The sequence below is a fragment of the Pseudomonas sp. 43mfcvi1.1 genome, from assembly GCF_900115935.1.
Lineage (GTDB): Bacteria > Pseudomonadota > Gammaproteobacteria > Pseudomonadales > Pseudomonadaceae > Aquipseudomonas > Aquipseudomonas bijieensis.
This window is the reverse complement of record NZ_UETT01000009.1, coordinates 14,845-39,617: the sequence shown is the minus strand read 5'-3', so window position 1 is coordinate 39,617 and position 24,773 is coordinate 14,845. Positions and strand designations below refer to the sequence as shown.

At 65.6% G+C, this 24,773-nt stretch carries 3 protein-coding genes (1 of these 3 running past the window's edge); all 3 read right to left on the bottom strand.

Translation table 11 applies throughout. The features are described from left to right. Tightly spaced (each overlapping or abutting the next), the 3 genes in view from DTP52_RS17885 to DTP52_RS17875 form a layout consistent with a single transcriptional unit that may run on beyond the window. Window positions 1-4,398 carry the beginning of a non-ribosomal peptide synthase/polyketide synthase gene (locus DTP52_RS17885; RefSeq protein ID WP_256594262.1) on the bottom strand. 8,151 nt of this gene lie to the left of the window's left edge, so only the first 4,398 of its 12,549 coding nucleotides appear in the window; it begins with the start codon at window positions 4,396-4,398; its stop codon lies off the left edge, out of view. After that, entirely contained in the window at window positions 4,398-12,308 is a 7,911-nt protein-coding gene (locus DTP52_RS17880; RefSeq protein ID WP_109754552.1) for a non-ribosomal peptide synthetase, read from the bottom strand. Before DTP52_RS17880 ends, DTP52_RS17885 begins: the two co-directional genes overlap by 1 nt. Continuing rightward, a complete protein-coding gene (locus DTP52_RS17875) occupies window positions 12,309-24,773 on the bottom strand; it encodes a non-ribosomal peptide synthase/polyketide synthase (protein ID WP_109754551.1) in 12,465 nt (4,154 codons plus the stop codon).

Here is a 24,773-nt window from a genome sequence, read left to right as displayed (position 1 = left end):
CTGGGCGCCCAGTGCGCGTTGCTTGACCTGATCGAGCAACTGGTCGAACCGCAGGTTGCCGTCGATGTCGGCCTTGAGCACCTGGGTGTTGACGAAGAAGCCCAGCAGGCGCTCGGTTTCCTCCCGGTTACGGTTGGCGATCGGCACGCCGACGCGGATGTCGTCCTGGCCGCTGTAGCGGTGCAGCAAGGTCTGGAAGCCGGCGAGCAAGAGCATGAACAGCGTGCTGTTGTGTTGCTGGGCCAGGCGCTTGAGGCCTTCGGCCAAAGCCGGCTCGATGACGATGGGCAGCCGTGCGCCCCGATAGCTTTGCTGGGCCGGGCGCGGATGGTCGGTCGGCAGTTCGAGAATCGGTTGTTCGCCGCCCAACTGCTCGAGCCAGTAATCGAGTTGACGTTGTTGCTCCCCCGCCGCCAGCCATTGCCGCTGCCAGTGGCCGTAGTCGGCGTACTGGATCGGCAGCGGCGCCAGCGCCACGGGCTGGCCCTGGCTGAAACCCGCGTACAACTGCAGCAGGTCGTCGACCATGATCTGCATCGACCAGGCATCGGACACGATGTGGTGCTGGGTCAGGATCAGCACATGCTCATCAGCCCCCAGTTGCAACAACTTGACCCGCAGCAACGGACCGCGCTGCAAATCGAACAATCGTCGGGTTTCGGCTTCGATCAAGCCGCGCAAGGCCTGTTCATCGATACCGGCGTCCACCGATTCCACCGCCAGGGTCAGCGGCGCCGGTGCATCGATCACTTGCAGGGGACGCTCATTGTCGAGCACGAAGCGGGTCCGCAGACTCTCGTGACGCGCCACCAGTGCATCGAAGCTCTGTTGCAACGCGGCACGGTCGAGGGCACCGCGCAAACGCAGCGCGGCGGGAATGTGATAGGCGCTGCTGGTGGGTTCCAGTTGCCAGAGGAACCACTGCCGCTGCTGGGCGAACGAGAGCGCCAGCGGCTGGTCGCGAGGAATACGGGGGATGCTCGGCTCATCATTCGCCGACGCCGTGCCCAGGGCCTCGACAAACGCTCGCAGGCTGTTGTGGGCGAACAACAGGCGCAACGGCACCTGGACATTCAGTTGCTGGCGAATCCGCGACATCACCTGGGTGGCCAGCAAGGAATGGCCGCCCAGTTCGAAGAAGTTGTCATCCAGGCCCACCCGCCGGACCTTGAGGATATCGGCCCAGATCGTCGCCACCGCCTGCTGCACGGAGGTCTGCGGCGCGACATAGGTTTTCTGCCACTGACTGGCATCGGGCTTGGGCAACTGCTTGCGATCCAGCTTGCCGTTGGGCGTCAGCGGGAAGCGCGGCAACAGCACCACGTGGGCCGGCACCATGTAGTCGGGCAGATTGACCTTGAGCCCTGCGGTGAGGCTGTCACGCAGGTCGCTCTGGGCGGTGGCGTCCAGGTCATCCAGTTCGGCGGTTGGGACGATGTACGCCACCAGCGCCTGGCCGCCCGGCGCGTCCTGGGCCAGCACCGCCGCTTCGCGCACGCTGCCCTGTTCCAGCAGGCGCGCCTCGATTTCCCCCAGTTCGATGCGGAACCCGCGGATCTTCACCTGGTGGTCGATGCGCCCGAGGTATTCGAGGATGCCGTCGGCACGCTGGCGCGCCAGGTCACCGGTGCGATACAGGCGCTCGCCGGCGACAAACGGATGGGGCACGAAACGTTCGGCGGTCAGCGCCGGACGCTGGAAATAACCCCGGGCCAGGCCCTGGCCGCCGATCAGCAATTCACCGGCCACGCCATAGGGCACCGGCATCAGGTCGGCACCGACGATGTACAGCGTGGTGTTGTCGATGGGGCCGCCCAGCCACGGTTGCGCAGCCTGGGTTTGCAACGGGTGCAGGGCCGACCAGATGGTGGTTTCCGTCGGGCCGTAGAGGTTCCACACTTCACCGCCAAGGGCGAGCATGCGCACGGCCAGTTCCCGGGGCAGCGCCTCGCCACCGCACAGGCACTTGCAGCCGCGCAAAACCTGGGCGTGCTCGTTGTCCAACAACATGCGCCAGGTCGACGGCGTGGCCTGGACCACATTGACCTGCTCCGCCGCGATCAGCGCCAACACCGCGTACGGGTCCTGGGCGACGTGTTTGCCGGTCAGCACGATGCACGCGCCGACCATCAGCGGCACGTAGATTTCCAGGCCGAAAATATCGAACGAGAACGTGGTCAGCGACAACGCCCGGCCCTGGGCGGTCATGCCCGGCGCCTTGGCCATGCTCGCGACGAAATTGGTCAGCGCGCCGTGGCGCACCATCACGCCCTTGGGCTTTCCGGTGGAGCCGGAGGTGTAGATCGCGTAGGCCAGGTGCTCCGCATCCAGGCGCGTCGCCGGCGCCTCGCAGGCATAGCCGTCGAGCCAGTCACCCTCCTGGTCCAACACCAGCGTGGTGATGCCAACACCGGCCCCTGTGGGAGCGAACCTGTGGGAGCAAAGCTTGCTCGCGATAGCGTCGGCACACCCACCATCACCATTGACTGAACTACCGCCATCGCGAGCAAGCTTTGCTCCCACAGGCTCGCTCCCACAGGGTGCCGAGAATCGGTTGAGCAGCGAGTTCTGGGTCAGCAGCAGCTCGATGCCGCTGTCTTCGATCATGTAGGCCAGGCGGTCCTGGGGGAACGCCGGGTCCAGCGGCAGGTAGGCGCCGCCGGCCTTGAGGATCGCCAGCAGGCCCACCAGCATGTGCGCGCTGCGCTCCACGGCAATGCCGACCAGGACATCGGGGCCGACGCCAAGGCTCTGCAGCTTCCCCGCCAGTTGATTGGCCCGGGCATTGAGTTGGCCGTAGCTCCAGCGTTCGTCGTCGATCACCAGCGCCGGAGCGTCCGGGGTGCGCGCCGCTTGTCGTTCGAATAATTGATGGACAAACCCCGCCTCGGGCGCTGGCGCCGCGTTGCGCTGGCCGTCGTCGAGCTGGGCCTGGCGTTCGGCCGCGTCGAGCAACGGCAGTTCACCGATGCGCTGCGTCGGGTCGGCCACGATTGCCCGCAACAGGTTCTGCCAATGCCCGGCCATGCGCGCGATCGTCTCGGCGCCAAACAGGTCGGTGGCATAAATCAGCCCTGCCGAGAGCCCTTCGCTGTGCTCCACGGTTTCCAGGGTCAGGTCGAATTGCGCCGTGTGCGAATCCCAGCGCAGCCCCTCGACTTTCAACGCACCGACCGGCCCCTCGCCCGCCGGGCCTTGGGTCCGGTGGTTGAACATCACCTGGAACAGCGGGCTGTGGCTCAGGTTGCGTTCAGGCTGCAATGCCTCGACCAGTTGCTCGAACGGCAGCTCTTGGTGCGCCTGGGCGCCCAGGGCTGCCTGCTTCACTTGTTGCAGCAGGGCACCAAACGAATCCTGGCTCTGGACATCGCTGTCGAGCACCTGGGTGTTGACGAAAAAGCCGATCAGGCGCTCGGTCTCGACCCGGTTACGGTTGGCCGTCGGCACGCCGACACGAATATCGTGCTGGCCGCTGTAGCGATGCAGCAGCGCCTGGAACGAGGCCAGCAGAAGCATGAACAGGCTGACGCCTTCGCGCTGGGCCATGTGCTTGAGGTCGCCAGCCAGTACCGCATCGATGGCAAGTTCCAGCCGCGCGCCGCGATAGCTCATCACCGCCGGACGGGGGAAATCGGTAGGCAGTTCCAGCACCGGTTGCTGGCCACCCAAGCGTGCGGTCCAGTATTCCAACTGGCGTTCACGCTCGCCCGCTTCCATCCAGTGCCGCTGCCAGATGGCGTAGTCGGCGTACTGGATCGGCAGCGCCGGCAGCTCCGGCACGTGGCCCTGGCTGAAGGCGGCGTAGCCGTTGACCAGTTCCTCGACCATCACCTGCATCGACCAGCCATCGGCAACGATGTGGTGCAAGGTCACGATCAGCACGTGGTCATCCGCCGCCAACCGCAGCAGGCGCGTGCGCAGCAACGGCCCTTGTTGCAGGTCGAAGAGCTGGCGGGTTTCGGCTTCGATCAACTGGCGCAGCTGGGTTTCGTCCGGCCGTTGTTCCAACGTGTCTGCCTGCAAGCGCACTGGCGCCGCCGCGTGCACCTGCTGCACGACCTGCTCGCCCTGGGTCTGGAAGGTGGTGCGCAGGCTCTCGTGACGCGCCACCAACGCCGTGAAACTCTGCTCCAGCGCAGCGATGTCCAGCGGCCCGCGCAAGCGCAGGGCCGTAGGCATGTGGTAGGCCGCGCTCTCGGGGTCCAGCTGCCACAGGAACCATTGGCGTTCCTGGGCAAATGACAGCGACAACGTGTCGAACTCGGCACTGACGGGCGCAATGGGCAGGTTCGCTGGGGAAACGTTCTCTTCGAGCATTTTCTGCAAGTACAAGCGACGTTTTTCCAGCGGCAGCGTTATGAAGCGCCTGGCAATACGTTGTGCGACAGCGGTGTCCATCAAACCTCCTCAAATTCATCGAGCAGCGCTTCAAGCTTGCTCAATTTCGACGTACTCATGGGTTCGCCGGCAGGCTCGAGTTGCGCCACGAACGCGCCGAGTACCGGGAATTGGAAAATCAGTTGCGGGGTCAAGGTCAGGCCCAGCTCCAGTTGCAGGCGCGAGACCACGCTCACCACCAGCAGCGAATGCCCGCCCAGCTCGAAGAAGTCGTCGCCCAGCCCGACCCGCTCGACCTTGAGCACGTCTTGCCAGATGGCCGCGACCCGGCATTCGAGGTCGCTCTGCGGTGCGAGGTAAGCCGAGTGCAGGGCACGGGTGTCCGGTGCCGGCAAGGCCTTGCGATCGAGCTTGCCGTTGGGGGTCAGCGGCAAGCGGTCGAGGAAGACCCAATGGGTCGGCACCATGAAGTCCGGCACCTGGGCCGCCAGTCGCGCCTTGAGCCGGTCGCTCAGGCTGGCCTGGTCAAGAGGGCTGTCGAGCGGGCTGTCCTGGCCGACCAGGTAGGCCACCAGGTTCGGCCCGCTCACGTCGTCCCGCGCCAGCACCACCGCATCGCGCACATCGGCATCGGCCTGCAGGCGCGCTTCGATTTCCCCCAGTTCGATGCGCAGGCCACGGATCTTCACTTGATGGTCGATCCGGCCGAGGTACTCGATCACCCCGTCCGCGCCGTAACGCGCCAGGTCACCGGTGCGATACAGGCGACCGCCGGCATCTGGCGCGAACGGGTCGGGAATGAAGCGTTCGGCGGACAGTGCCGCTCGTTGGTGGTAACCACGGGCCAGGGAATCACCGGCGATGTGCAACTCGCCGACGGCGCCCACGGCGCAAGGCCGCAACGCCGCGTCCAGCACGTAGGTGCGCACGTTATCGATGGGACGGCCGATGGCGATGATCCGCTCGGCGTCCTCTTCGCGGCCGCGCACCACGGCATGGCTGCTGGTGTCGATGGTCGCTTCGGTCGGGCCATAGAGGTTGCGCAGCTCGCCCTCGAACAGCGCCATGACCTGGCGTGACAGGTGCGTGCTCAAGGCCTCGCCGCCGCACAGCAGCAGGCGCAGGGAGGCCAGTTGCTCGCGGGTCGCCAGAGGCAGCAAGGCCTGCAACAGCGAGGGCGCCATTTGCAGCACGCTGATGCGCCACCGCGCCACGTCGGCCCAGAGGGTGGTCAGGTCGAGGTTCAGGTGCGGGCTGGCGAGCACCAGTTGCGCGCCGCTCATCAACGGCAGCCAGAACTCCCAGACCGAGGCATCGAAACTGATCGCGGTTTTCTGCAGGACGCGGTCGGCGGCGGTCAGTTTCAAACAATCCTGCATCCACGCCATGTGGTTGCTCAGGCCGGCATGGCGAAGGGTCACGCCCTTGGGCTTGCCGGTGGAGCCGGAGGTGTAGATCACATAAGCGAGGTGCTCGCCGTCGATGGCCACGCCCGGGTCGCGCTCGCTGTAGCCGGCCAGCCATTGCCCGGGCTGATCCAACAGCAGCGTGGCCACGGCAGCGTCGCCGAACAGCGGCAACCCATCGGTATCAGTGAGGAGCAAGGCGATGCCGCTGTCCTCGACCATGTACGCCAGGCGATCCCGCGGATAGGCCGGGTCCAGCGGCACGTAGGCGCCACCGGCCTTGAGCACCGCCAGCAAGCCGACGACCATCTGCACGCTGCGCGACAGCGCCAGCCCCACCAGCACGTCAGGGCCGATGCCGCGTTCGATCAAGCCATGGGCCAGGCGATTGGCCCGGGCGTTGAGCTCGGCGTAAGTAAGCGTTTCCTGCTCGCTGACCACGGCGACCGCGTCGGGGGTGCTTCGGGCCTGGGCCTCGATCCATTGATGGACCGGGCGCCGAGGCGGCTCCACCACCGAAGTGGCGTTCCAGTCGTGCAGCAGCCTGTCACGGGTCACCTCATCCAGCAGTTGGATGTCGCCCACGCAACCGCCGGCCGGCAGGCTCACCATCTGCGCGAGCACGTAGGCCACCTGCTCAGCCAGGCGCTCGACGGTGTGTATAGGGAAAGCAGCATGGGCATAGGTGAAGTGCAGGCTCAGGATGTCAGTTAGATTGACGGCCAGGGTCAACGGGAAATTAGTCTGTTCCTGGCTGGCCACGCTGCCGAAGCTCAAACCCGAGGGCGCCTGCGCTTGCAGGGCCTGGGACACGGGGTAGTTTTCGAACACCAGCAAGGTGTCGAACAAACCGTCACCGCCCTGCCCGGCCCAGCGCTGGATCTCGAACAATGGCGTGTGCTCGTGCTCGCGCAAGGCCACGTTCTGGCCCTGGATCTGTTGCAGCAGTGCGCTCAGCGCTTGCTCCGGACGCGGGCTGGCGATGACCGGCAAGGTGTTGATGAACAGGCCGATCTGCTGCTCAACGCCCTTGAGCTCGCTCGGCCGCCCCGACACGGTGGCGCCGAAGGCCACGGTGGCGTGCCCGGTGTAGTGCTGCAGCAGTAACAACCAGGTCGCCTGGACGACGGTGTTGAGGGTGACTTTCTGCTGGCGGGCGAACTCGCTCAGGCGTTGGGTCTGCTGGGGCGTCAGGTCGTGGTAGTGGCTGGCGTGGCTGCTTTCCAACGCCGGTTGCAGCGGTGCGACACGGGGCTCGGCCAGACGGGTCGGCGCCTCCAGGCTTTGCAATTGCGCCAGCCAGAAGGTTTCGCTGGCCTGGGCGTCGCGGCCTTGCAGCCAGGCGATGTAGTCCCGATACCGCCCGGCCGGGCGCGGCAGGGCCTGGCCGTCGTAGCGTTGCAGGACCTCGCCGAGCAACTGCGAGTTGCTCCAGCCGTCCATCAGAATGTGGTGATGGGTGTAGATCAGGTGATAACGCCGCTCAGCGGTGCGCACCAGCACCAGGCGCAGCAACGGCGCGCAGGCCAGGTCGAAGCCCTGTTCGCGCTCGGCGTCCGCCCGTTCGGCCAGGGCCTGGGTGGCATCGGCACGGGCGCTCCAGTCCAGGGAGGTGAACGGCACTCGCACCTGCTTGTGCACCACTTGCACCGGCCGCTCGCTGCCCTGCCAGATAAAACTGCTGCGCAGGCTGTCATGGGCATCGACCGCCGCTTGCCAGGCCGCCTCGAAACGCCGAGGGTCGAGGCCTTCGATGTCCAGGCGCATCTGGTTGATGTACTGGCCGCTGCCCGCTTCGTACAGGCTGTGGAACAACATGCCTTGCTGCATCGGTGCCAGCGGGTAAAGGTCTTCCACCCCGCGTGCCGACAGCGCCAGGCCATCGAGTTGTGCCTGGGTCAGGCCGGCCAGGGGAAAGTCCACCGGCGTCATGCCCTGGCTCGTCGGGTCGCAGCAATGGGCGATCAACAGCGCCAGCTCACGGGCGTACTCATCGGCCAACCGCTGGATGGTCGCCGGCTCGAACTGTTGCGCACTGAACGTCCAGCCCAGCCGCAGCGCGCCATCGAACACCTGACCGTTGAGCGTCAGCCAGTTGCCCAGGGTGGTCAGCGGGCTTTGCTCGTCGCCGGCGCTTTCGCTGGCCGGGCTGAACAGCGCGCCTTGGTCCTGATCGAAACTGCCGTCGAACTGGCCGAGGTAGTTGAAGGTAATGCGCGGCACCGGCAAGGCTTCCAAGGCCGCCCGACTGGCGTCTTCGCCCAGGTAACGCAGCGCACCGAAGCCCACGCCTTTGTCGGGAATCGTCCGCAGCCCTTGCTTGATCGACTTGATCGAGTCCGCCAGTTCGACCGCCGGCGACAACCGCACCGGGAACAGACTGGTGAACCACCCCACCGTGCGGGTCAGGTCGACGTTGGCGAACAGCTCTTCGCGGCCATGGCCTTCGAGCTGGAGCAACAGGCTGTCGTGGCCGGTCCAACGGCAAATCACCCGGGCCAGGGCCGTGAGCAACAGGTCATTGACCTGGGTGCGATAGGCCGCTGGCGCCTCTTGCAGCAACTGCCGGGTCAAGGGCGCGTCCAGCCGTGTGTGAACGGTGACGGCCTCGCGGTTTTGCCCGATCGCCTCGGGGTCGAGGCACGGCAGGTCGGTCGGTGCGTCGTGCAGTAGCCCTTGCCAGTAGGCCAATTGCTGCTGCAGCTCCGCGCTGCGAGCGTGGGCTTGCAACTGCTCGGCAAAGGCCTTGACCGAGCTGGTCTTGGCCGGTAATTGCAGGGCTTGGCCGGCGAGCAACTGCTGGTAGGCGGTTTGCAGGTCGTCGAACAGAATCCGCCACGACACACCGTCCACCGCCAAGTGATGAACCACCAGCAACAGGCGCTGGCTGCCATCGGCCAAGGTCGCCAGGACGCCGCGCAACAGCGGCCCGGCGTCCAGGTCGAGGCTGCGCTGGGCCTGATTGGCGAGGGTTTCCAGCGCGCTGGCATCGGCCACGTCACGCTGCCACAGCAAACCGTTGCTCGCCCAAGCCTGTTGTTGCGCCGCCACCTCACGGTGTTCGGCGCGCCATCCTTCGGCGGTTTCACTGAAGGACAAACGCAAGGCGTCGTGGTGCAGCACCAACGCCTGCAAGGCCTGCCCCAACACGGAAGCTTGCAACGGGCTGGCCGGTTTCAGCAGCACCGACTGGTTGTAGTGGTGACGCTCGGGAATCACCTCGGCGAAAAACGCCTGCTGGATCGGCAACAACGGTGTCGACCCTTCGGTCGACGCTTGATCGATGGCCTGCGCCTGCCCACCCATTTGGGCGACGCTCGCCAGCGCCTGCACGGTCTGGTGCTGGAACAAGTCCTTGGGGGTAAAGCGGATGCCCGTCTGACGGGCGCGGCTGACCACCTGGATGGAGACAATCGAATCGCCGCCCAGCTCAAAGAAGTTATCGCTCAAGCCGACCCGCTCCACTTTGAGCACGTCCTGCCAGATCGTTGCGATCTGTTGCTCCAGTTCACTTCGCGGCGCCACGTAGTCCTGCTGGATCTGGCTGGCGTCGGCGGTTGGCAAGGCCTTGCGATCGAGCTTGCCGTTGGCGGTCAGCGGCCATTGCTCGAGGAACAGCAGGTGCGTCGGCACCATGTAGTCCGGCAGCTCGGCCTTGAGTTGGGTCTTGATCTGTTCGCGCAGGTCGGCTTCGTCCTCGCCGACTTGCGCCGCAATCACGTAACCCACCAGTTGCTGGCCGCTCGGGCCTTCCTGGGCCAACACCAGCGCTTCGCGTACCGACACCAGGGCATTCAGGCGCGCTTCGATTTCGCCCAGCTCAATGCGGAAGCCACGGATCTTCACTTGATGGTCGATGCGGCCGACGTACTCGATCACCCCATCGCTGCGGTACTGCGCCAGGTCGCCGGTGCGGTACAAACGTGCGCCGCTGTCGCCGAACGGGTCGGGGATGAACCGCAATGCGGTGAGGTCGCCACGATTCAGATAACCCCGGGCCAGGCCGGCGCGACCGACGTACAACTCTCCGATGCAGCCTTTCGGCACCGGATTCAAATCGCCGTCCAGCAGGTACCACGACAGGTCGGCAATCGGCTCGCCGATGGGGCTGCTGGCGTCCTGTTCCAGGTCCGCTATCGACAGCGGACGGTAAGTCACGTGCACGGTGGTTTCGGTGATGCCGTACATGTTGATCAGTTGCGGCGCCGCGTCGCCGAAGCGCTCGAACCACGGGCGCAAGGACTTGACGTCCAGCGCCTCGCCGCCGAACACCACGTAGCGCAAGGCATTGCTTCGCGAGTCGGCGCAGGCTTCGTGCATCAATTGCTTGAACGCCGATGGCGTCTGGTTGAGCACCGTCACCCCGGCGTCGCAGAGCAATTCGTGGAACTGCTGCGGGGAACGGCTGATGTCGTACGGCACGATAAGCAACTCGCCGCCGTGGAGCAGTGCGCCAAAGATTTCCCAGACCGAAAAGTCGAACGCATAGGAATGGAACAGGCTCCAGACATCCGCCGCACCGAAGTTGAACCACGGCTCGGTGGCCTCGAACAGGCGCAGCACGTTGTGGTGCGGCAGCAACGTGCCTTTGGGGTTGCCGGTGGAACCGGAGGTGTAGATCACGTAGGCGAGGTTTTCGGCGTCCATCGACACCTGCGGATCGCTGTCGGCGAATGCACTGACGTCGGCGTCCAGCAGCAGCGTTTGCACGCCGTCCGGCACCGGCAATTGATCAATCAGGGACGCCTGGGTCAGCAGCAAACGGATGCCGCTGTCCTGCATCATGTAGGCCAGACGATCCTGGGGATACGTCGGGTCCAGCGGCACATAGGCACCACCGGCCTTGAGGATTGCCAGCAGGCCCACCAGCATGTCGAAACCGCGCTCGGCCGCCAGCCCCACCAGTACATCCGGGCCAACACCGTGGGTGATCAACTGATGGGCGCGACGGTTGGCCTGGGCGTTGAGGGCGCCGTAAGTCAGGCTGTTTTCGTTGAAACGCAAAGCAGTGGCATCAGGACGCAAACGCGCTTGTTCGGCGATGCGCTGATGCAGGCAGGCCTCGCCCGGGAAGCTGCGCGGCGCTGGGTTCCATTGGCCAATGTGCTGCTGTTGCTCGGCGGCCGTCAGCAGCGGCAGTTCACCGATGCGTTGCCGAGGGTTGGCGACAATGCCGTGCAGCAGGTTCAGCCAGTGCTCGGCCATGCGTTGCACGGTGCTGGCGTCGAACAGGTCGGTGGCGTAGCTCAGGGACGCGGCCAGCTCACCGTCGGTCTCGTGGGTGTCGAGGGTCAAGTCGAATTGGGCGGTGTGGGAACGCCAGTCGAGGCTCTCGACCTGCAATCCCGGCAGTTGCAGGGCCTGGGCCGCGCCGCCGCTCTGGTGGTTGAACATCACCTGGAACAGCGGGCTGTGGCTCGCCTGTCGCTGCGGTGCCAATGCCTGCACCAACTGCTCGAACGGCAGGTCCTGATGGGCTTGCGCCCCCAGCGAGGCCTGCTTGACCTGCGCCAGCAACTGCACGAAAGGCAAATCGCCCCGCACCTGGGCATTGAGCACCTGGGTGTTGACGAAAAAGCCGATCAGGCCTTCGGTTTCCGGGCGATTGCGGTTGGCGATCGGGACGCCGACGCGGATGTCCGACTGGTCGCTGTAACGGTGCAACAAGGCCTGGAACGACGCCAGCAAAACCATGAACAACGTCGAAGCTTCGCGCTGGGCCAGTTGCTTCAGGCCCTGGGTCAGCCCGGCGTCGAAGCGCAAGTCCAGGCGTGCGCCGCGATGGCTTTGCAGCGCCGGGCGTGGGCGGTCCGTTGGCAACGGCAGGACTTCGCCGCCATCGCCCAGCCGTTCGGTCCAGTAGGCCAACTGTCGTTCCAGCTCGCCGGCCTCCATCCATTTGCGCTGCCAGATCGCATAGTCGGCGTACTGGATCGGCAAGGGTGCCAGGGTCGGTGCCTGACCGCTGCGGTGGGCGGCGTAGAGTTGGACCAGGTCGTTGACCATGATCCGTGCGGAGGCGCCATCGCAAATGATGTGGTGCTGGGTCAGCACCAGCACATGGTCGTCGGCAGCCAGTTGCAGCAGCTTGATCCGCAGCAACGGCCCCTGTTGCAGGTCGAACAATCCAGCGATTTCGTCATCGATCAGGGTTTTGAGCGCGGCCTCATCCGCGGCTTCCGGTTCGATCGCCAGGCGCAATTGTGCCAGCACTTCTTGCCGAGGCCCTTGCGGGCTGTCGACGAACACCGTGCGCAGCACATCGTGACGGGCCAGCAAGGCGTCGAAACTGCGTTGCAGCGCCGGCAGGTCGAGGGCGCCGCGCAGGCGCAGCGCCGTGGGCACGTGATAGGCCCCGCTGTGACGGTCCAGTTGCCAGAGGAACCACTGGCGCTCCTGGGCGTAGGACAGGTCCAGGGTCTCGAATTCGTCGCGCATCGCCGGGATCGGCAATGCCGCCAGGCTCATGTTTTTGCTGTGCAGCTTGTGCAGGAACGCTTGCCGTTGGGCGAGCGGTAAACGGATGAATCGCTGAACCAGAGACAGGTTATCGAGCTGAGTCATTCAAAGGGTCTCCAGGTCTGCCAGGAAATCATGCATCTCACTCAGGTCGGCGCTGGAGTGAGGGGTCAGGTGGGCCGCCAGTTGTGCGGCGTAGTCGGCCAGGGACGTGGTGCTGAACAGCAAGTCCAGGGGCACCGCGGCGCCTTGCTGCATTTGCAGGCGCGCCGTCGCTTGCGTCGCCAGCAGGGAATGCCCACCCAGTTCAAAGAAGTTGTCGTCGCGCCCTACCCGTTCGAGCTTGAGCACGTCTTGCCAGATGTCGGCGATGCCCTGTTCGAGCGCGCCTTGTGGCGCCACGTAGGCACGCAGCAGTTGCCGGGCGTCCGGCAGCGGCAGGGCCTTGCGGTCGAGCTTGCCGTTGGGGGTCAGCGGCAAGCGTTCGAGCAACAGCCAGTGCGCCGGCATCATGTAATCGGGCAGCAACGGCGCGAGCTGCGCCTTGAGGGCTTCGCGCAGTGCCGCCGGCTCAGCCACCTCCGGATGGGCGGCAATCAGGTAGGCCACCAACTGCAGGCCGCCCGGCCCTTGCTGGGGCACCACCACGGCTTCGCGGATCGCTTCCTGGGCCAGCAGGCAGGCTTCGATTTCCCCCAGTTCGATGCGGAAGCCGCGGATCTTCACTTGATGGTCGACCCGACCGATGTACTCGATCACGCCGTCGCCACACTGGCGCGCCAGGTCACCGGTGCGGTACACCCGCGCGCCGTTGCCGAACGGGTCCGGCAGGAAGCGCTCGGCGGTGAGCGCCGCACGGTCGTGGTAACCCCGGGCCAGGCCGTCGCCGCCAATCAGCAGTTCGCCGATCAGCCCGACCGGGTTTGGCGCGAAGTGATCGCCGACGATGTACAGCGACGTGTTGGCAATCGGCCGGCCGAGGTACGGCACGCGTTGCTCTTCAGTCAAGCGGTAGGCCGCCGACCAGATGGTGGTTTCAGTCGGGCCATACAGGTTCCAGACCTCGCCAGCGACATCCAGCAGCCGCTCGGCCAGGTCCTCGGCCAACGCCTCGCCACCGCACAGGCACTTGCGCCCGGCCAGCAACGCGGACGCCGGGTGGTCGAGCAACATGCGCCAGGTCGAGGGCGTGGCCTGGACCACGCTGACCTGTTGCCGGTCGATGGTCTTGAGCAGCGCCTCGGGGTCGTGGGCGCTCTGCTTGTCCACCAGCACCACGCAGGCACCGCTCAACAGCGCTCCGTACAGTTCCAGGCCGAAGATATCGAACGAGAACGTGGTCAGCGACAGCACTCGATCACTGGCGGCGATGCCCGGTTCACGGGCCATGCTGGCGACGAAATTCACCAGCGCCCCATGACGCACCATCACGCCCTTGGGCTTGCCGGTGGAACCGGAGGTGTAGATCACGTAGGCCAGGTGCTCCGCATCCAGGCGCGTCGCCGGCGCCTCGCAGGTATCACCGTCGAACCAGACACCCTCCTGATCCAACACCAATGTCTTAACGCCAACACCGCTCCCACAGGACAGCGGTAGCTGGTTGAGCAGCGAACGTTGGGTCAGCAGCAGTTCGATGCCGCTGTCTTCGATCATGTGCGCCAGGCGGTCCTGGGGGAACGCCGGGTCCAGTGGCAGGTAGGCGCCACCGGCCTTGAGGATCGCCAGCAAGGCGACAATCATCTCCACGCCGCGCTCCAGCGCGACACCGACCAATTGATCGGGCCCCACACCCTGTTCGATCAAGCGATGGGCCAGGCGGTTGGCCCGGACATTGAGTTCGGCGTAGCTCAGCGCCTGCTCGGCGAACACCAGTGCCGTGGCATCCGGCGTTTGGCGGGCCTGGGCCTCGAACAATTGATGGACGCAACGCGTCTGTGGATAACTGGCTGCGGTGGCGTTCCAGCCTTGCACGTGCTGGCGGGTTTCGCGCTCGTCGAGCAAGCTCAGCTCGCCCAAGGAACGTTGCCCGGCGTCGGTCATTTGCACCAGCAAGCGCTGCAGATGCAGGCCGATCCGCTCGACCGAGGCCTGAGCAAAACTCTCGCACTGATAGCTGAACTGCACCGCCAGTTCGGCACCGAGGCTGACCAGCAGGGTCAGCGGGTAGTTGGTCTGTTCCAGGTTATCCACGGCACCGAAACGCAAGCCTTCAGGCGCCCCCTGCGCCAAGGCTTCGGAAATCGGGTAGTTCTCGAACACCAGGATGTTGTCGAACAAGGCTTCGCCGCCCAGGCCAGCCCAGCGCTGGATGTCGAACAGCGCCGTGTGCTCGAACTCGCGCAAGGCCAGGTTCTGCGCCTGGACGCTGTGCAGCCAGTCCCCCAGGCTCTGTTCCGGACGCGGGCTGGCGATGACCGGCAAGGTGTTGATGAACAGGCCGATCTGGCCCTCGACGCCCACCAGGTCCGCCGGCCGCCCCGCCACCGTTGCGCCAAACGCCACGCTGGCCTTGCCGGTGTAGCGCTGCAACAGCAGCAGCCAGGCCGCTTGCACCAGGGTGTTGACGGTGACTTTGGATTCCCGGGCGAACTCGGCCAGGCGTTGGCTCTGCAGCGCATCCAGCTGTACGCGGTGATGGCCGTACGGCTTCGCCGAGACGTCCTGCGCCGGGCGGGCAAACACCTGGGCCAGGCGCACCGGCTCATCCAGCGTGCGCAACTGTTGCGTCCAGAACCCTTCGCCGAGGCTCGCGTCCTGGCGTTGCAGCCAGGCAATGTAATCGCGATAACGACCGGCCGGACGGGCCACGCTGTCGCCCCGGTAATGCTGCAACACTTCACCGAGCAACTGCGCGCTGCTCCAGCCATCCATCAGGATGTGATGGTTGGTGTAGATCAGGTGATGACGATCAGTGCCGGTGCGCACCAGCACCAGGCGCATCAGCGGCGCCTGGGTCAGGTCCAGGCCTTGGGCACGCTCTTCATCGGCCAGGGTTTGCAAGGCGCCGCCAATGTCCGTCCGCCCATTCCAATCGAGCACACGGAACGGCACCTCGACCTGACGCTGGACGATTTGCACCGGCTGCGCCAGGTCGCCCTGCCAGAAGAACCCGGTGCGCAGAATGTCATGGGCATCGACCACCGCCTGCCAGGCCGCGCGGAAACGTTGCGGGTCGACGCTCTCGACGTCGAGGCGCATCTGGTTGATGTAGTCGCCACTGCCTTGTCCGAGCAAGGAGTGAAACAGCATGCCCTGTTGCATCGGCGACAGCGGGTAGATGTCGTCGACGGCCTGGGGTTGGCGCACCAGGGTATCCAGTTGCGCCTGGGTCAGCCGCGCCAACGGGAAGTCCGACGGCGTCACGCCACGGTGCTGGCTGTCGCAGCAATGACGGATGAGCGCGGTGAGTTCTTCCAGGTAGTCGTCGGCCAGTCGTTGAATGGTCGACGCCTGGAACAGGTCGCCGCTGAAGGTCCAGGTCAAGTCCAGCGCGCCGCCGAAGACTTTGCCGTCCAGCGCCAGCGGACTGCCCAGCGGGCCCTGCATGTTCAACTCTTCACCGCCATGCTCGTCGGTGGGCACAAACAGGGCATCGTCAGCCGCCGCGAAATTGCCGTCGAACTGGCCGAGATAGTTGAAGGTCAGTTGCGGCGTCGGCAAGGCCTGCAACGCTTGCCGCGCTGACGCATCGCCCAGGTGCGCCAGGGCACCGAAACCGATGCCCTTGTGGGGGATGGCGCGCAGTTGTTCCTTGATCTGCTTCAGCGAAGCAGCGAGGTCGGCAGCGGGTGTCAAACAGGCCGGGAACAGGCTGGTGAACCAGCCGACCGTGCGGGTCAGGTCGATGTGCTCGAACAGTTCTTCACGGCCGTGACCTTCGAGTTGCACTAACACATTGTCAGCGCCAGTCCAGCGCACCATCACCCGCGCCAGGGCGGTGAGCAACAGGTCATTGACCTGGGTGCGATAGGCCGCCGGGGCTTGCTGCAGCAATTGCCGGGTGAGGTTTTTGTCCAGGGCCGTGCGAATCGTCACGGCTTGGCCATGTTGCTGTCCGCCCTGGGGGTTATCCCATGGCAACGCCGTGGCGGCGCCTTGCAACTGCTGTTGCCAGCCCCCCAGCTCGGCCTGCAAGGATGGGCTGCTGGCGTAGCCCTGTAACGCTTCGGCCCAGGCCTTGATCGCGCTGGTCTTGGCCGGCAGTTGCACGACCGCACCGGCGAGCGCCTGCCGATAAGCCATTTGCAGGTCTTCGACGAGGATCCGCCAGGACACCCCGTCGACCACCAGGTGATGCACGATCAACAGCAGGCGCTGGGTGCCATCGGCGAGGTTCGCCAGCACCGCACGGATCAGCGAGCCACCGTCCAGTTGCAGGCTGCGCTGGGCCTGATTGCCCAGCGTTTCCAACCCAGCGAGATCGGTGACGTCGGCTTGCCAGACAATCCCGTCAGCCACCCCGTCACGGTAGCCCGCCGTCCAGCCTCCGGCCTGTTCGATGAACGCCAGGCGCAGGCTGTCGTGGTGCACGACCAGGGCGTTCAAGGCCTGCTCCAGCGCCCGGGCATCCAACGCCTGGGTCGGCTTGAGCATCACCGACTGGTTCCAGTGATGACGGTCAGGAATCGCCTGGGCAAAGAACCACTGGTGAATCGGCAGCAGCGCCGTTTCGCCGCTGGCCGGTTGCTGGTCCAGCGCTTGCCGCGGTGCGCCCGTCTGCGCCACCGCCGCCAGCGCCTCGATGGTCTGGTGCTGGAACAAGTCCTTGGGCGTGAAATGAATACCGGCCTGGCGTGCGCGGCTGACCACCTGGATCGAGACGATGGAATCGCCGCCCAGTTCGAAGAAGTTGTCCCGCAGGCCCACTTGCGCGAGCTTGAGTACGTCCTGCCAGATCGACACCAGTTGCTGTTCCAGCGCGCTGCGCGGGGCCACGTAGGTCTGCTGCAATTGGCTGACGTCGGGCTTGGGCAGGTTCTTGCGGTCGAGCTTGCCGTTGGGGGTCAGCGGCAGGCGGTCGAGCCGCAGCAGATAGGCCGGGACCATGTGCGCCGGCAAGGTTGCCTTGAGCTGGTCACGCAGGTGCTCGGCGAAATCCTCCGGCACCGGTTCATTGGCCACCACGTAGGCGACCAGGCGCTTGCCACTGCCGGCGGTGCCTTCCTGGGCCACCACCACCGCTTCGCGCACGCCGTCGAGGGCTTGCAGGCTGGCTTCGACCTCACCCAGCTCGATGCGGAAGCCGCGGATCTTCACCTGGTTGTCGATGCGGTCCAGGTAATCGAAGGTGCCATCGGCCCGTTGGCGCACCAGGTCGCCGGTGCGATAGAGCAAGCCGCCGCTGCGGCTGAACGGGTCGGCGACAAAGCGCTCGGCCGTCAGGCCCGGACGGTTCAGGTAACCCCGCGCCAGCCCGGTGCCACCCAGGTACAGCTCACCGGCCATGCCTTGGGGCAGCAGGTTCAGGTCGGCGTCGAGCACATAGGCGCTGCGGTCGCCGATGCGGCTGCCGATGGGTGCATAGGCGGCGCCACACGCCACGTCGCGGCCGGCCTTCCAGATCAGCGGGGTGACCACGGTTTCGGTCGGGCCATAGCCGTTGATGATGAAGTCCGGATCGAGGGCGCGCTTGACCCGTTCGAAACTGGCGTTGGGCACCGCATCGCCGCCGAAGCAGTAGATGCGCACCTTCGGCGGATTGCCCTCGCGCTCGGCGTGCTCGGCCAGTTGTTGCAGGTACACCGGCGGGAACGCCACTACCGTCACGCCGTGTTCGCCCATGGCGTGGTAGGTCTGTTCCGGGGTCCACAGGCTGTCGTCGCGAATCAGCAGCGAGGCGCCGTGGGTCAGGCTGGTGAGCCAGCGCTCGTGGGCACCGTCGAAGGCGAAGGACATGAAGTGGAATTCGCAATCGCTGTCGCGCATTTCATAGCGCTCGCCGATGGCCTGGCAGTGCATCGCCAGCGGGCCGTGGGCCACGCTCACGCCTTTGGGGTTGCCGGTGGAACCGGAGGTGTAGATCACGTAGGCGAGGTTCTGCGGATCGACGGCGACCGAGGGTGCATCCGCAGGTTGCAAGCTCAAGTCCAGGCGATCGAGTTCCAGCACTTGATTGGCGCCCTCCAGCGGCAGTTGCGCCGACACCCGGGAGTCGGTGAGCAACAGCGCCAGCCCCGAATCCTCGATCAGGTACGCCAGGCGTTCCCGTGGGTAACTGGTGTCCAGTGGCACATAGGCCGCGCCGGCCTTGAGCACCGCCAGCAGCGCGACGATCACCCCTTCGCTGCGTGGCAGGGCCACACCAACCCGGGTTTCCGGGGCTACGCCACGGGCAATCAAGGCGTGGGCCAACTGGTTGGCGCGCCGGTCGATGTCGCCATAGCTGAAGCGCTGGCCGTCGAAGATCACCGCCGTCGCCAGGGGCTTGTGCGCCGCCAGATGGGCGATGCGCTGATGCACGGCGATGTCGGTCGGGTATGGCTGCGGGTGGTTGGCAGCCTGTTGCCGGGCCTGTTCCTCGACGCTGACCAGGGCGATTTGCCCGAGGGTGCGCGTCGCCGACTCGGCGAAGCGTTCCAACAGCAGCGACAGCTGCGCGCTGATGCCGTCGATGGCCGCCGGGCTGAAATGCGCCCGGTCGAAACTGTAGTGCAGCGCCAGGGTCTGGCCGAGGGTCACGGCCACGCTCAACGGATAATGGGTTTGCTCCAGGTGGCTGACGTCGCCAAATACCGCGCCCTGCCCGGCGCCTTCTGCCAGGGCCTGGGCAATCGGGTAGTTCTCGAACACCAGGATGTTGTCGAACAGCGCCTCGCCGCCCTGCCCGGCCCAGCGCTGGATGTCCGCCAACGGCGTGTGCTCGAATTCCCGCAAGCTGAGGTTCTGCGCCTGCACGGCTTGCAACCAGGCGCCGACCGACTGGTCCGGCCTTGGCGCGGCGATCACCGGCAAGGTGTTGATGAACAGGCCGACCTGTTGCTCGATGCCCGGCAGATCCGCCGGACGCCCGGCCACGGTGGCACCGAAGGCGACGCTGTCATGGCCGGTGTAGCGTTGCAGCAACAACAACCACGCCGCTTGCACCAGGGTGTTGAGGGTGACTTTCTGTTGGCGGGCGAACTGTTCCAGGGCCTGGGTGCGGGTCGCGTCCAGGGTCTGGAAGTGATCACCATGGCCGCTGTGGATTTCGCTGGTGGACATGACGCGCGCCAACCGCGTTGGCTCTTGCAAGGTTGCCAACTGACCGGTCCAGAACGTCTCGCTCAATTGAGCGTCCTGGCGTTGCAGCCAGGCGATGTAGTCGCGATAACGCCCGACATTGGCCTTGGGCAAGCGACCGCTGTAGCGCTGCAACACTTCGCCCAGCAATTGAGCGTTGCTCCAGCCGTCCATCAGGATGTGGTGATGGGTGTAGATCAGGTGCCAGCGCTCGGCCTCGGTCTGCACCAGCACCAGGCGCAGCAACGGCGCCTGGGTCAGGTCGAAGCCCTGACGACGCTCGGCGTCGGCGCGCTCATTCAGGGCCTCGGCGAGGTGCTCGCGCCCGCGCCAGTCGAGGACCGTGAATGGCAACTCGACCTGGCGATGAACGATCTGCAACGGCTGCTCCAGGTCACCCTGCCAGACAAAGCCGCTACGCAAACTATCGTGGGCATCGAGGGTGGCCTGCCAGGCGTCGGCGAAGCGCTGCGCATCGATGCCTTGGACGTCCACGCGCAACTGGTTGATGTACTCCCCCGCCGCCTGCTCGTACAAAGTGTGGAACAGCAAGCCCTGCTGCATCGGCGACAACGGATAGAGGTCGTCCAACTGCCCGGCGGCCATCGGCAGGTTGTCGAGTTGCGCCTGACTGATGCGGGCCAGGGGGAAGTCCGATGGCGTCGCCTGTGGCGTTTCCAGCGCGCAGCAGTGTTCGATCAACGTCCTCAGCTCGGCGAGGTAGTCAGCGGCCAGTGTCTCGATGGTCTGCTGCTTGAACATCCGCTCGCTGAACCCCCAGTTCAGGGACAACTCCCCACCGTAGACCTGGCCTTCCACTGTCAACCAGTTCGCCAGCGGCGCCCGGGCATGTTGCGCCGCGCCACTGCCTTCGCTGGAGGGTACGAACAGCGCGCCGTCGTCGAACTGCCGGTCGAACTGCCCCAGGTAGTTGAAGGTGATGCGCGGCGCCGCCAAGGCTGCCAGTTCGGCACGCACCGCCGGTTCGCCCAGGTAGCGCAGCACGCCATAGCCCAGGCCCTTGTCCGGTACGGCGCGCAGTTGCTCCTTGATGGTCTTGATCGACGCACTCAACGCCGACGCCGGGCGGAGGCTGACCGGGAACAGGCTGGTGAACCAACCGACGGTGCGGGTCAGGTCAACGCCCTCGAACAGCTCTTCACGGCCATGGCCTTCGAGCTGGATCAGTGTGCTGTCCTGCCCGGTCCAACGGCACACCGTACGGGCCAGGGCCGTCAGCAGCAGGTCATTGACCTGGGTGCGGTAGGCCCTGGGCGCCTGTTGCAGCAGTTGGCGGGTCTGTTCGGCGTCCAGCCGCACTTGCACCTTGCGCTCGTCACACGCCAGGAGCAGGCGCTCGGGGTAGTCGCACGGCAAGCCGTTGCCGGCCGGCGCATGGCCCTGGGCACGCCAGTAATCGAGGCTGTCCATGAAGCCATCGAGATGCCCGTGCAGGTGCGCGGCCCATTGTCCATACGCGCTGGTCTTGGCCGGCACCTGGATCGGCTGGCCGGCCTGCAATTGGCGGTAGAACTGTTGCAGATCGTCCAGCAGCACGCGCCACGAAACCCCGTCCACCACCAGGTGATGGATCGCCAGCAACAAGCGCTGGCTGCCATCGGCCATGTCCACCAGCAAGGCTCGCAACAGCGGCCCATCGTCCAGGTCGAGGCTGCGCTGGGCGTCGTCGCACAGGGCGTTGAGTTGTTCGACCGACGTCGCCTGGCGTTGCCACAACACACTGGCCGCCGACGGCTCGGCATAGGCTTGCTGCCAGTGGCCGTTCACCTGGGTAAAGCGCAGGCGCAGGCTGTCATGGTGCTCGACCAAACGGGCCAGGGCCGATTCCAATGCCGCGACGTCAAGGGGCTCGCCGGGCACCAGCAGCAGCGACTGGTTCCAATGTTGCCGCTCGGGAATGTCACGCTCGAAGAACCACTGCTGCACCGGCGTCAACGGCACCGCGCCGCGCGCCAGGCCTTGATCGACCGCATGGCTGTCGCCCTGGCGCGCAACCAGCGCCAGGCTGCGCAGGGTCTGGTGCTGGAACAGGGCTTTGGGATTGAGCACGATCCCGGCTTGCCGCGCACGGCTGACCACTTGCATGGAGACGATGGAATCACCGCCCAGCTCGAAGAAGTTGTCTTCCAGGCCGATGCTGTCGAGGTTCAGTACGTCCTGCCAGATCGCCGCCAGGGCTTTTTCCATGGGGCTGTGGGGCGCGACGAATTCGCGCTGCTGCTCACTGCCGTCAATGGCCGGCAAGGCCTTGCGGTCGAGTTTGCCATTGGGGGTCAGCGGCAGTTGATCGAGGAACACCAGGTAGGCCGGCACCATGTAATCCGGCAGGTGTTCACGCAAAGCAGCCTTGAGGGTTTCGCGCAATTGCACCTGGTGCTCGGCCTCGGTCAGCACCTTGGCGTCGCTCGGGACGAGGAAGGCCACCAGTTGCTGACCGTGCTCACTGTCCTGGGCCAGCACCGCCAATTCGCGCACCTGGGGCTGTTGCAGCAGGCGCGCTTCGATCTCCCCCAGCTCGATACGGAAGCCGCGGACCTTGACCTGATGGTCGATGCGACCGACGTACTGCAAGGTGCCGTCGGCCTGGTAACGGGTCAGGTCGCCGGTGCGGTACAGGCGTTCGCCGTGGGTGGAAAACGGGTTGGGCACGTATTTCTCGGCGGTCATCGCGGCACGGCCGAGGTAACCACGGGTGATGCCCGCGCCGCTCAGGTACAACTCCGCCGAGACGCCTTGGGGCACCGGTTGCAGGTCGGCGTCCAGCAGGTAGCTGGCCGTGTGCTTGAGGGGGCGGCCGATGTTCGCCGTGCCGCCGGCGGTGCGGCGGGTCCAGGTGGAATAGGTGGTGTCTTCCGAGGGGCCGTAAAGATCGTAGACATGTTCAACGCCACCCACCTGTGGGAGTGAGCCTGTGGGAGCAAAGCTTGCTCCCACAGGCACTGACTCCACAGGCTTTGCTCCCACAGACTCACAGGGTGAATGTTGGTACAGCGCATCCACCAGGCTCTGCTTCAGCGGCTCTCCAGCGAGGTTGATGATGCGCACGCTGGCCGGGATCTCACCATTGCGCTGCAACGCGGCAATCGCCGACGGCACGGTGTTGATCAGCCGCACCTGGTCCCGGGCCGGCAGTTGCGGCAATTCCAGGGCATTGCGGGCGATGATCAGCGAGCCGCCGTTGGCCAGGGTCACGAACAGTTCCCACACCGACAAATCGAAGCACACCGACGTGGCGGCGAGTACGCCCTGGATGTCGTCGCGGCTGTAGACCGATCGGGACCAGTCGATCAGCGCCAGCACGTTGCGATGGGCAATCGCCACGCCCTTGGGTTGACCGGTGGAGCCGGAGGTATAGATCACATAGGCGAGGTTGTCTGGCGTGACGTGGGTAATCGGTGCACGGAGTGGGTACTGCCCCAGCTCGATCCGATCCAGCATCAGCACGGCGGTTTCGCTCGGTACGCTCAGCGTCGCCGCCACCGCCTGCTCGGTCAGCAAGACCCGGGCGCGGCTGTCGTCGAGCATGTAGGCCACGCGCTCGGCCGGGTAGTCCGGGTCCAGCGGCACGTAGGCGCCGCCGGCCTTGAGCACCGCCAGCAAGGCGATCAGCAGGTGTTCGGAGCGCAGCATCGCCACGCCCACGCGCACTTCCGGGCCCACGCCCAATTCGATGAGCTTGTGGGCCAGGCGATTGGCGCGGCCGTCGAGTTCGCTGTAGGTCAGTCGGGTGTCGGCGAAAGTGACGGCCAGGGCATCCGGCGTGGCCTGGGCCTGGCGAGCGATCAGTTGGTGAATGCACAGCGTCTGGTCGAACGGCGCGCCCAGCGGGTTCCAGTCATGGATCAGGCGCTGATACTCATCGGCTTCGAGCAACGGCAACTCACCGACGCGTGCATGGCTGTCGGCAACCATGCCGTGCAGCAGCCGCGTCCAGTGTCGGGCCATGCGCTCGACCGTGGCGGCGTCGAACAGATCGTTGGCGTAGGTCAGCGCCGCGTGCAGTTTGCCGGCCTTTTCCCAGGTGTCGAGGGTCAGGTCGAACTGAGTAGTGCGGCCCTGCCATTCCAGCATCGACAACTCCAGACCCGACGCGGTGCGAATGCTGGCGATGTCGGCCACGTGCGGCTGGTGGTTGTACATCACCTGAAACAGCGGCGTATGGCTGAGGCTGCGCTCCAGTTTCAGGGCTTCCACCAGGCGTTCGAACGGCAAGTCCTGATGGGCCTGGGCACCGAGGGCGGCTTCCTTGACCGTGCGCAGCAGCTCATCGACACGGGTCTGGCCGCCGAGCTTGGTGCGCAATACCTGGGTGTTGACGAAGAAGCCGATCAGCCCTTCGGTTTCGGCGCGGTTGCGGTTGGCGATGGGCACGCCGACGCGGATATCGGTGTGGCCGGTGTAGCGATGCAGCAGCACGTTGAAGGCGCCGAGCAGGAGCATGAACAGGGTGATGTTGTGCCGCTGGGCGGTGGTGCGCAGTTGCTCGGCCAGGGCCGGCTCCACGGCGAATTCAAAGCGCGTGCCGCGATAGCTGGGCATCGCCGGGCGCGGGTGATCGATGGGCAGTTCCAGCACGGGGTGTTCATCGCCCAGTTGCGCCTGCCAATAGTCGAGTTGACGCGCCTGCTCGCCGGCTTCCAGCCAGCGGCGTTGCCACAGCGCATAGTCGCTGTACTGGATCGGCAAATCGGCCAGTTGCGGCGCCACGCCCGCTTCATGGGCGTCGTAGCAGCGGATGAACTCGTCGATCAGCACGTTCATCGACCAGCCATCGGAGACGATGTGGTGCAAGGTCAGCAGCAGCACATGCTCGCGTTCATCGAGCGTGAGCAATTCGACCCGCAGCAACGGGCCGCTGGACAGGTCGAAAGGCTGCATCGATTGTGCTTCGGCGGCCTGACGCACCGCCTGTTCGCGTTCGGCGGCTGGCAAGGCGCTGAAGTCCTGGCGCCCGATCTTCAGCGCGGCGTTGGAGGGGATCTGCAGCAGGCTGTCGTCGGCCTGGCGCTGGAACACCGTGCGCAGGGTTTCATGACGGGCCACCAGGCTGGCGAAGGCTTGCTCCAGCGCCGGCAGGCTCAACGCGCCCTTGAGACGCACCGCACCCGGCAGGTTATAGGCGCCGCTGCCCGGCTCCAGTTGCCAGAGAAACCACATGCGCTGCTGGGCATAGGACAACGCCTGGCGATCCTCGGCCTCGACGCCCCGGGGAATGGGAAAACCGCTGAACTCCACGCCCTCCTTGTCCAACGCGGCCAGGAACATCCGGCGCTTTTCCAGGGGCAACCCGATAAACCGGCGAGCAAGTTTCAAGGCGTCTTCAGCATTCAT